At 73.4% G+C, this 10,689-nt stretch carries 11 protein-coding genes; 10 read left to right on the top strand and 1 reads right to left on the bottom strand.

The genetic code is table 11. The features are described 5' to 3' along the window. The 6 genes from ICW40_RS19445 to proB all read left to right on the top strand — a co-directional run. Window positions 1–2,107: Rne/Rng family ribonuclease (locus ICW40_RS19445; RefSeq protein ID WP_260459478.1), on the top strand; the 2,107-nt coding region annotated here is incomplete at its 5' end. A gap of 112 nt (window positions 2,108–2,219) precedes the next feature. Further along, window positions 2,220–2,990, top strand: a complete 771-nt coding sequence (locus ICW40_RS19440) for a metallophosphoesterase family protein (protein ID WP_221655633.1) — start codon at window positions 2,220–2,222, stop codon at window positions 2,988–2,990. 239 nt (window positions 2,991–3,229) lie between these two features. Then, the gene (gene rplU, locus ICW40_RS19435) at window positions 3,230–3,538 is read left to right on the top strand and encodes a 50S ribosomal protein L21 (RefSeq protein ID WP_221655634.1); all 309 of its coding nucleotides are present in this window, start codon (window positions 3,230–3,232) and stop codon (window positions 3,536–3,538) included. Window positions 3,539–3,620: 82 nt separating this feature from the next. After that, the gene (gene rpmA / locus ICW40_RS19430; RefSeq protein WP_199425139.1) at window positions 3,621–3,878 is read left to right on the top strand and encodes a 50S ribosomal protein L27; all 258 of its coding nucleotides are present in this window, start codon (window positions 3,621–3,623) and stop codon (window positions 3,876–3,878) included. 89 nt (window positions 3,879–3,967) lie between these two features. Then, a complete protein-coding gene (gene obgE / locus ICW40_RS19425) occupies window positions 3,968–5,491 on the top strand; it encodes a GTPase ObgE (RefSeq protein ID WP_221655632.1) in 1,524 nt (507 codons plus the stop codon). 7 nt (window positions 5,492–5,498) lie between these two features. Next, the gene (gene proB, locus ICW40_RS19420; RefSeq protein WP_221655631.1) at window positions 5,499–6,620 is read left to right on the top strand and encodes a glutamate 5-kinase; all 1,122 of its coding nucleotides are present in this window, start codon (window positions 5,499–5,501) and stop codon (window positions 6,618–6,620) included. Between the two features lie 36 nt (window positions 6,621–6,656). Here proB and ICW40_RS19415 read toward each other — a convergent pair whose 3' ends face one another. Beyond that, window positions 6,657–8,120 carry a lipase maturation factor family protein gene (locus ICW40_RS19415; protein ID WP_221655630.1) on the bottom strand — a complete coding sequence of 488 codons (1,464 nt, stop codon included), beginning with the start codon at window positions 8,118–8,120 and terminating at the stop codon, window positions 6,657–6,659. A 109-nt stretch (window positions 8,121–8,229) separates the two neighbouring features. Here ICW40_RS19415 and ICW40_RS19410 point away from each other — a divergent pair, with 109 nt between their 5' ends. The 4 genes from ICW40_RS19410 to ICW40_RS19395 all read left to right on the top strand — a co-directional run. Next, complete coding sequence (locus ICW40_RS19410) at window positions 8,230–9,552, top strand: glutamate-5-semialdehyde dehydrogenase (RefSeq protein WP_221655629.1); 1,323 nt, start codon at window positions 8,230–8,232, stop codon at window positions 9,550–9,552. 151 nt (window positions 9,553–9,703) lie between these two features. Beyond that, window positions 9,704–9,850, top strand: coding sequence for a hypothetical protein (locus tag ICW40_RS19405; RefSeq protein WP_221655628.1), 147 nt, complete (start codon window positions 9,704–9,706; stop codon window positions 9,848–9,850). Window positions 9,851–9,905: 55 nt separating this feature from the next. Then, entirely contained in the window at window positions 9,906–10,508 is a 603-nt protein-coding gene (gene nadD, locus ICW40_RS19400; protein ID WP_221655627.1) for a nicotinate-nucleotide adenylyltransferase, read from the top strand. Continuing rightward, on the top strand, window positions 10,501–10,689 hold a 189-nt coding region (locus ICW40_RS19395), incomplete at its 3' end, for a hypothetical protein (RefSeq protein WP_221655626.1). The genes nadD and ICW40_RS19395, both read left to right, overlap by 8 nt.

The raw sequence follows: 10,689 nt of genomic DNA, 5'->3' as shown, positions 1-10,689 counted from the left end.
CGACACGGAGGCGGACGAGCCGCGCGAGGCCGGGGGGCGTCGGCGCCGCCGCTCGGGCCGCGGTCGTGGCGCGGACGCCGCGGCCGAGCCTGCCGCCGAGGACGACGTCGAGGACGACGAGGACGAGAACGGCGAGGGCGACGCCGCCGAGGGCGACGAGCAGGGTGGCACGTCGAGCCGTCGCCGGCGGCGCCGTCGCCGTGCGCGCGGCGAGGGCGAGGACGCGGTCCAGGCGCCCGCGCGGACGCGTGCCCGCGCCTCGCGCGCCGTCTCCGACGAGGTCACGGCGCTCAAGGGCTCGACGCGGCTCGAGGCCAAGCGCCAGCGCCGCCGCGAGGGGCGCGACGCCGGCCGCCGCCGCACGATCGTGACGGAGTCGGAGTTCCTGGCCCGCCGCGAGGCGGTGGACCGCGCGATGGTCGTGCGCGAGTCCGACGGGCGCGTGCAGATCGCCGTGCTCGAGGACGGCGTGCTCGTCGAGCACTTCGTGTCACGGACGAGCCACGGGCAGAACCAGACGTCGATGGCCGGGAACGTCTACCTCGGCCGGGTCCAGAACGTGCTGCCGAGCATGGAGGCCGCGTTCGTGGACGTCGGCAAGGGCCGCAACGCGGTCCTCTACGCCGGCGAGGTCAACTGGGACGCCGCGGGCCTCGAGGGGCAGCCGCGCCGCATCGAGCAGGCGCTCAAGTCGGGCGACTCCGTCCTGGTCCAGGTCACGAAGGACCCGATCGGCCACAAGGGCGCCCGCCTGACGTCGCAGATCACGCTCGCGGGCCGCTACCTGGTCTACGTGCCCGCGGGCGGCATGACGGGCATCTCCCGCAAGCTGCCCGAGAACGAGCGGGCCCGCCTGAAGAAGCTGCTCAAGGAGATCGTGCCGGACGCCGCGGGCGTCATCGTCCGGACGGCCGCGGAGGGCGCCTCGGAGGAGGAGCTGCGCGCGGACGTCCAGCGCCTGCAGGACCAGTGGGCCGCGATCGAGAAGAAGGCGAAGACGGCGTCGGCGCCCGCGCTGCTCCAGGGCGAGCCGGACCTCGCGATCCGCGTGGTCCGCGACATCTTCAACGACGACTTCTCGTCGCTCGTCGTCCAGGGCGAGGGCGTCTGGTCGATGATCTCCGACTACGTCGACGCCATGGCGCCCGACCTCGTGTCGAAGGTCAGCCGCTGGTCCGGCGAGGGCGACGTCTTCGGGGCGCACCGGATCGACGAGCAGCTCGCCAAGGGCATGGACCGCAAGGTCTACCTGCCCTCGGGCGGCTCGCTCGTGATCGACCGCACCGAGGCCATGACGGTCGTCGACGTCAACACGGGCAAGTTCACCGGCTCGGGCGGCACGCTCGAGGAGACGGTGACGCGCAACAACATCGAGGCGGCCGAGGAGATCGTGCGGCAGCTCCGGCTGCGGGACATCGGCGGCATCATCGTGATCGACTTCATCGACATGGTGCTCGAGTCCAACCGCGACCTCGTCCTGCGCCGCCTGGTCGAGTGCCTGGGCCGCGACCGGACGAAGCACCAGGTCGCCGAGGTCACGTCGCTGGGCCTGGTCCAGATGACGCGCAAGCGCGTGGGCCAGGGCCTGGTCGAGGCCTTCAGCGAGACGTGCCAGCACTGCAACGGGCGTGGGTTCATCGTGCACAACGAGCCCGTCGAGGTCCGTCCCGCGCCCGAGGAGGGTCGCGCCGCGGAGCCGACCGAGTCGAAGCGCTCGCGTCGCAAGAAGAGCGCGGCACCCACGCCCGCGGTGGCCGTCCCGGTGCTCCCCGAGGCGCGCGAGGCGGTCAAGGCGACGCTCGCGACCATCGCGGCCGCGGCGGCGCACGCGCACGACCACGACCACGACCACGACACGGTCGTGACGTCAGGTGAGGAGACGACCGTGGACGAGACGATGCCGGACGAGGCGACGCCGGACGAGCCGGTGACCGACCCGACGACGCCGGACGAGACGACGCCGGACGCACAGACGTCGGACCAGCCGACGTCGGACCAGCCGACGTCGGACGAGGCGGCCGACGCAGAGCTGGGCGACGCGCTTTCGAGCATCGCGGCCGTCGAGGCCCCCGTGCCGCCGGTCACCGAGGACGACAGCAAGGGCTGAGCCGCCGGTGCCGGGCGGCGACCCCGCCCGGCACCTGCCGCCGTCCGGCACGCATCCGCACGCCCTGTGAGGCGCGCGGCCGTGGCGCGTGGCGCGGGTAGCGTGACGGCCCATGGATCGGGTCGCGGTGGTCTCGGACGTGCACGGCAACATGACGGCGTACGACGCCGTCCTGGCCGACATCGACCGCCGCGGCATCCGCACGGTCGTCAACCTCGGTGACGTCGCCGGCAAGGGGCCTCGCGGCTCGGCGGCCGTGGCCCGGACGCGCGAGCGGTGCGCCGTCACCGTGCGCGGCAACTGGGACGACTTCCTGCCCCGCCCGGACCCGGAGAAGAACGCCGCGTCGGTGTGGTGGTACGAGGAGCTCACGCCCGAGGACCGGGCATGGCTGCTGTCCTTGCCGCTCGTGCACCACATCGAGCTCAGCGGCCGGCGGATCCGCTTCGTGCACGCCTCGGCGAAGAGCGTGCACACCCGGGTGCGCAGGGAGCACTCGAACGCCGAGTTCGACGCGATGTTCGCGTCGACCGAGCTGACCGGGCCCGGGCCCGCACCGTCCGTCGTGGTCTACGGCGACGTGCACGACGCGTACCTCGAGACCGTGGAGGGGCGCACGCTGCTCAACGTCGGCAGCGCGGGGAACCCGCTCGACGAGCCCGTCCCGTCGTACGCGATCCTCGAGGGCGTCCTCGGCGGCACGGGCGAGGACCCGTTCGGCATCCAGGTCGTGCGGGTGCCCTACGACGTCGAGGCCGAGATCGAGGTCGCGCGAGCGGCCGGCATGCCGACGCTCGAAGCGTGGGCGATCGAGCTGCGCACCGCGGTCTTCCGCGCGCACCACGCGGAGCGGGGGATGGTCGCGGACCCGCCCGTGGCGTGAGCGCGCCGCGCCTCCGGACGGCGGCCGGCCGCGGGCCGGGTGCGCGCGGAGTGTGACGCACGCTGGTTTGACCCTCGCAGACGCGTTCCGTAGTCTAGGACGTCGGCGCGTCTGGGATGCGCCGGGTTGTGCGTGCCCCCAGACCGGCGTCGTCGGACGCCTCGGCTGCGCGCGGCGCCTCACCGAGAACGTGCACGCGAGAGTCGTGCGACCGAGAACGAGTAGAGATGAGCGGCAACGTGGTGTACGCGATCGTCAAGGCTGGTGGCCGCCAGGAGAAGGTTGCGGTCGGGGACGTCGTCGTCGTCGACCGTCTGAAGGGTGACGCCGGTTCCACCGTGCAGCTGCCTGCTCTCCTGCTCGTGGACGGGGAGAAGGTGACCTCGGACGCCGCCGCACTGGCCGGCGTCACGGTCACCGCGGAGATCGTGCGGGACGAGAAGGGCCCGAAGATCGACATCCTCAAGTACAAGAACAAGACGGGCTACCGCAAGCGCATGGGTCACCGCCAGAAGCTGACCCGCCTGAAGGTCACCGGAATCCAGTGAGTCCGGGCGGCCGCCCGCCTCGACGAGCCAGCGGCCGCTCACCCCGTCCTCCTCACACGCTCAGCACGAAAGCAGGTCAGTCATGGCACACAAGAAGGGCGCCAGCTCCTCGCGGAACGGCCGCGACTCCAACGCGCAGCGCCTCGGCGTCAAGCGCTTCGGCGGTCAGCTGGTCAACGCGGGCGAGATCATCGTGCGCCAGCGCGGCACCCACTTCCACCCCGGCAACAACGTCGGGCGGGGCGGCGACGACACGCTGTTCGCGCTGACGGCCGGTGCGGTCCAGTTCGGCGTGCGCCGTGGCCGCAAGGTCATCGACATCGTCACGGCCGACGCCTGACGCAGAGCTCTTCACGCGAAGGGGCGCACCGGAGAACGGTGCGCCCCTTCGCGCGTCCCACGTCCCGAACGCACTGAGAGGAGAACGCCGTGGCCTCGTTCGTCGACCGCGTCGTCCTGCACGCGACGGGAGGTGACGGCGGCCACGGGTGCGCCTCGATCCGCCGCGAGAAGTTCAAGCCCCTGGCCGGGCCCGACGGGGGGAACGGTGGTGACGGGGGCGACGTCGTCCTCGAGGTCGACCACCAGGTGACGACCCTCCTCGACTACCACCACTCGCCGCACCGCCACGCGCCCTCGGGGACGCAGGGCATGGGCGACGACCGCCAGGGCGGCACGGGTCAGGACCTCGTGCTCAAGGTCCCGGACGGGACCGTCGTCAAGAGCGTCGACGGGGAGGTGCTCGCCGACCTCGTGGGCGCGGGTGCGCGCTTCGTCGTCGCGGCCGGCGGCCGCGGCGGCCTCGGCAACGCGGCGCTCTCGTCGCCGCGGCGCAAGGCGCCCGGCTTCGCCCTGCTCGGCGAGCCGGGGGAGAGCCGCGACGTCGTCCTCGAGCTCAAGACCATCGCCGACGTCGCACTGGTGGGGTACCCGAGCGCGGGCAAGTCGAGCCTCGTGGCCGCGATCTCGGCCGCGCGGCCGAAGATCGCCGACTACCCGTTCACGACGCTCGTCCCCAACCTGGGCGTCGTCCAGGCGGGCTCGGCACGCTTCACCGTCGCCGACGTCCCCGGCCTCATCCCGGGCGCGAGCCAGGGCAAGGGCCTGGGCCTCGAGTTCCTGCGCCACATCGAGCGCTGCGCGGTCCTGGTGCACGTGCTCGACTGCGCGACGCTCGAGCCCGACCGCGACCCGATCAGCGACCTCGACGTCATCGAGGCCGAGCTCGCCGCCTACGCGGGGGACCTCGAGATCCGCGGCGGCGAGGTGCCGCTCACCGAGCGTCCCCGCATCGTCGCGCTCAACAAGATCGACGTGCCGGAGGCGCGCGACCTCGCCGAGCTGGTCCGGCCCGAGCTCGAGGAGCGCGGCCTGCGCGTCCTGGAGATCTCGACGGCGAGCCACGAGGGCCTGCGGCCGTTGACGTTCGCGCTCGCCGAGCTGGTCACGCAGGCGCGCGCCGCGGCCGCGACCGTCGAGCCGGCGCGCATCGTGCTGCGGCCGAAGGCGGTCGACGACGCTGGCTTCACCGTGAGCCGCAAGGAGAGCGGCGGTCGCGTGTGGTTCCAGGTGCTCGGCTCCAAGCCGCAGCGCTGGGTCCGCCAGACCGACTTCACCAACGACGAGGCCGTCGGCTACCTCGCGGACCGGCTCGCGCGCCTGGGCGTCGAGGAGCGGCTCTTCGCGGAGGGTGCGACGCCGGGCGCCGAGGTGGTCATCGGGCCGGAGCACGACGCGGTCGTCTTCGACTGGGAGCCCACGCTGCTCACCGGCTCCGAGCTGCTGGGCGGGCCTCGCGGCACGGACCTCCGGCTCGAGGACCAGTCCCGGCCGACCCGCTCGGCCAAGCGCGAGCAGTACAAGGAGCGCATGGACGCGAAGTCGGAGGCGCGCTCGGAGCTGTGGACCGAGCGCGAGGCGGGGCACTGGTCGGACCCGGCCCAGGACGCGTGAGCCCGCGGTGACCGCACGCCAGGACATCGCGACGGCCGCCCGCGTCGTCGTCAAGGTGGGCTCGTCGTCGCTCACGGGCGCCGACGGCCACCTCGACGTCGACGCGCTCCGCGCCCTCGTCGGCGTGCTGGCCGAGCGGCGTGCCGCGGGCGGTCAGGTGGTGCTCGTGACGTCGGGTGCCATCGCGGCCGGGCTCGCGCCGCTCGGGTTGGCCAGCCGTCCGCGCGACCTCGCGACGGCGCAGGCCACGGCGTCCGTGGGTCAGGGTCTCCTGGTCGCGCGCTACACCGAGGCGTTCGCCGCGCACGGCCTGCGGGTCGGTCAGGTGCTTCTGACGGCGGAGGACACGGTCCGTCGCGGCCACTATCGCAACGCGCAGCGCGCGCTCGAGCGGCTCCTCGGGCTCGGCGTCGTGCCCATCGTCAACGAGAACGACACGGTCGCGACCGACGAGATCCGGTTCGGCGACAACGACCGGCTCGCCGCGCTCGTCTCCCACCTCGTCCACGCCGACGCGATGGTGCTGCTCACGGACGTCGACGCGCTCTACGACGGACCGCCGTCGCGTCCCGGCGCCCGCCGCATCACCGAGGTGCGCGGCGCCGCGGACCTGGAGGGCGTCGACGTCAGCGTGCGCGGCAGCGCCGTCGGGACCGGCGGCATGGTCACCAAGCTCGCGTCCGTGCGCATCGCCACGGGCTCGGGCGTCCCGGTCGTGCTGACGTCCGCCGCGCAGGCCGCCCGGGCGCTCGCCGGAGAGCCCGTCGGGACGTGGTTCGCCGTGACCGGCCGGCGTCGCTCGACGCGCATGCTGTGGCTCGAGCACGCGGCGAGCACCCAGGGCCGGCTCGTGCTGGACGACGGGGCCGTGCGCGCCGTCGTCGAGCGCCGGACATCCCTCCTGCCCGCAGGCATCACCGCGGTCGAGGGCGACTTCGAGGCGGGCGACCCGGTCGAGCTGGTGACGCCGCAGGGGACCGCGGTCGCGCGCGGGCTGGTGGCGTTCGGCGCGGCCGAGCTCCCGGAGCTGCTGGGCCGCACGACGCACGAGCTGCGTGAGCGCCTCGGCGCGGGCTACGACCGCGAGATCGTGCACCGCGACGACATCGTGCTCGTCAAGCAGCGCTGAGCACGTCGATCGGCCGAGCGCCCGGTACGCCGGCCGTCAGAGGTAGCGGCGCAGGCTCGTGAGGTCCTGGGCGTCGACCATGAGGCCCTCGTCGGTCCGGACCCACCACTGCCCGGTCTCGCGTCGCTCGCGCCGCGTCGCGAAGCGGTAGTGGTACAGGCGTGCGCGGACCCACCGCGGCCGCTCGCCGTCGAACGGGTCGTGGCGCAGCAGGCGGAGCGTCGGTGCGTCGGCCTCGAGCAGGCGCGCGAGGAACGGCACGAACCACCGCATCTGCGCCGACGAGCCGAGCCCCAGGAACCACATGCCCCAGTCGAGGCGCAGGTGGTACGGCGCGTACTGACGGGGCACGCGGCGGACGTCGCCCGGCTTGCCCTTGAACTCGTACTCCGACCAGTGCCCGGTGCCCGGGTCGTCGTCGAGCGTGCCCTCGACCACGACCTCGACCCGGCGGCGCGTGATGCTGCCGAAGGCGCCGTAGGCGTTGACCAGGTGCCAGGCGTTGAAGGACGCGTTCATGAGCTGGCGTCGGGAGAGCAGGTTCCGCGCGGGGTGCCGGCTCAGCCAGACGAGCCACGCGCTCACGGCGAGGACGACGACGACGAACCACAGCGGGGCGGGCTCCTGCTGCGCCGACCACCGCGCGGGGTCCGCGTCCGCACCCGCCAGCCGGAGGGCGGCCGCGAGGGACCGGTCGTCGATCGCGGCGAACGCGAGCACCATCGTGAGCCAGTTGAGCCAGGCGAAGTTGCCGGAGATCACGAGCCACGCCTGCGTGACGACCATGATCGCGGCGGCCGTGCTCGCGACGGGTCCGGGCACGAAGAGCAGGAACGGCACGACGAGCTGCGTCACGTGGTTGGCCGCGACCTCGACCTTGTGCAGAGGCTTCGGCAGCAGGTGGAACCAGCGGCTCGCGGGGTTCGGCATGGGTTGCGTCTCGTGGTGGTAGTACAGCGCCGTGAGGTCCCGCCACACGGTGTCGCCCCGCCACTTGATGAGGCCGGCGCCGAACTCGAGCCGGAAGACGAGCCACCAGACGAGGACCAGGACGGTCACCGGTGGGGCGACCCGGTCGGACCCGAGGAACGCGGCGAGGAACCCGGCCTCGAGCAGCAGGGACTCCCAGCCGAATCCGTAGAAGATCTGCCCGACGTTGACCACCGACAGGTAGAGCCCGAACATCGCGAGGAAGACGAGCATCGGGGCCCACGGCGGCCCCGTCTGGGGCAGCCCGACGACGACGCTCACCGCGAGCAGGAGGCCGACCCAGGCCACGACCACGACGAGGCGGTCCGAGTACCACCGGTGGAACAGGCTCGGCGCGGACCGCCACGGGACGCGCTCGACGAACCTCGGCACGGGCAGCAGGCCGTGCTCGCCGAGCAGGGGAGTGAACTGCCGGAGGACGGCGATGAACGCGATCGCGTAGACGGCGGCGACACCCCGTTGCACGACGGCGCGTGCGACCGTCCAGCCCTCGGCGTCGAACCACTCCATCCCCGCACCTCACGACGTCGTCCGGTCCTGACGACGCTACGCCGCGGCCCTGCGCGACGCCTCGCGGGCGGCCGGGACGCCTGTCGGCGACCCGGCCTATCCTGCGGGCATGTCCTCCGTCACCGCGTCCCCCACGAGCACCCCGTCACCGGGACCGGCCGAGTCGCCGGACGTGACCGAGGCGGTGCGCGCCACGGCGCGGCGCGCGCAGGTCGCGTCGCGCGCGCTCGCGACGGCGACGCGTGCGACCAAGGACGCGGCCCTGCGCGCGATGGCGGACGCGCTCGTCGTCGCGGCCCCGGAGATCGTCAGCGCCAACGCGGTCGACCTCGAGCGCGGCCAGGCGGCCGGCCTGTCCGAGGGGCTCCTCGACCGGCTCGCGCTGACGCCCGACCGGATCGCGGCGATCGCGGACGCCCTGCGTGAGCTCGCGGCGCTCCCGGACCCGGTCGGCGAGGTCGTGCGCGGCTCCACACTGCCGAACGGGCTGCGCCTGCGTCAGGTCCGCGTGCCCATGGGCGTCGTCGGCATGATCTACGAGGCGAGGCCGAACGTCACGGTCGACGCGGCGGGCCTCGCGCTCAAGAGCGGCAACGCGGCCGTCCTGCGCGGCGGCTCCGCGGCGTCGAGCTCGAACACGGTCATCGTCCAGGTGCTGGGCCAGGCGCTGACGTCCGTGGGGCTGCCCGCGGACGCGGTGCAGTCGATCGACGAGCACGGTCGCGCCGGCGCGGTCGCCCTCATGCACGCGCGTGGGCTCGTCGACCTGCTCGTGCCGCGCGGCGGCGCGGACCTCATCCAGACGGTGGTGCGCGAGGCGACCGTCCCCGTCGTGGAGACGGGCGTCGGCAACTGCCACGTGTACGTCGACGCGGCCGCGGACCCGGCCATGGCGCTGCCGATCCTCATGAACTCCAAGACCCAGCGGGTCGGGGTCTGCAACGCGGCCGAGACGCTGCTCGTCCACGCCGACGCCGCCGCCGGCTTCCTGCCCGCAGCGCTCACGGCGCTGGCCGGCGCCGGCGTCGTCGTGCACGGCGACGAGCGCACGGCCGCCCTCGCGCCCGAGGGGGTCGACGTCGTGCCCGCCACCGAGGAGGACTGGGCGACGGAGTACCTCTCGCTCGACCTCGCCGTGCGCGTGGTCGGCTCGTTGGACGAGGCGCTCGAGCACATCCGCACCTGGTCCTCCGGCCACACCGAGGCGATCGTCACGAACGACCTGGCGGCGTCGCGCCGCTTCGTCGCCGAGGTGGACTCCGCGGCCGTCATGGTGAACGCCTCGACCCGCTTCACGGACGGTGGCCAGCTCGGCCTCGGGGCGGAGATCGGGATCTCGACGCAGAAGATGCACGCGCGGGGTCCGATGGGCCTCGCCGAGCTCACCACGACCCGGTGGGTCGTGGAGGGCGACGGGCACGTCCGAGCCTGAGGATCACCCGTCTGCGAGCCCTCGCGGGGCTCGTGCCGACGGAGGGACGTGCGACACTGGAGGCCCGCCCGGACCGGCCCGGCCGCGGCATTGCCTGGAGCCGGTCGGGCCGACCTGACGAGTGAGACGAACCGAGACCCAGGAGGTCGACGTGCACGCTGCCCTGCTCGCCGCCGAGGAGACTCACGAGGCCGCCCAGGGGCTGCCGCCCGAGGTGATGGGGCTGACCGCGTTCGGCGTCCTCGCCGTCCTGCTCCTCGTCACGTACGCCTTCCGCAGCGTGGGCACCCGTCACTGAGCCCATCCGGCTCCACGGGACGCCGCCGGCCACGAACTCGGAGGACCTGCAGGGGATGACTGACCAACGGCCCAGGATCGGGGTGATGGGCGGGACGTTCGACCCCATCCACCACGGCCACCTGGTCGCCGCGAGCGAGGCCGCTGCCGACCTGCGTCTCGACGAGGTCGTGTTCGTCCCGACCGGCCGCCCCTCCTTCAAGCAGGAGCGCGACGTCACGGCGGCCGAGCACCGCTACCTCATGACGGTCATCGCCACGGCGTCCAACCCCAGGTTCACGGTGAGCCGCGTCGACGTCGACCGCCCGGGCCTGACGTACACGGTCGACACCCTGCGTGACCTGCGTGCCGAGCGCCCCGACGCCGACCTGTTCTTCATCACCGGTGCCGACGCGATCGAGCAGATCTTCACGTGGAAGGACGTCGACGAGCTGTGGGCGATGGCCCACTTCGTCGCCGTGACACGGCCCGGGCACGCCATGACGCTCGACCGGATCCCCGAGGGCGCGGTGACCCAGCTCGAGGTCCCCGCCCTGGCGATCTCGTCGACGGACTGCAGGATGCGCGCGCAGGCGGGGGAGCCTGTCTGGTACCTCGTGCCCGACGGCGTCGTGCAGTACATCGCGAAGCACGGTCTGTATCGAGGTCAGGATGTCTGAGCAGACGCCCATGGAGATGGGCGAGCGTCGGCGACGGCGCGAGGAGGAGCGGCTGCGCGCGCTCGCCGCCGAGCAGGCGGCGCAGGCGCAGGCCGGGCAGGCGCCTCAGGGCGGCACGGCTCAGGGCGGCACCGCGCGGGACGAGACGGCGCGCGCCGAGCCGCAGGGCACCGTGCTGGTG

This window comes from Actinotalea ferrariae (assembly GCF_019733465.1).
In the GTDB taxonomy this organism is placed as follows: domain Bacteria; phylum Actinomycetota; class Actinomycetes; order Actinomycetales; family Cellulomonadaceae; genus Actinotalea; species Actinotalea ferrariae_A.
The sequence above is the reverse complement of the archived record's forward strand: the minus strand, read 5'-3'. Positions and strand labels throughout refer to the sequence as shown.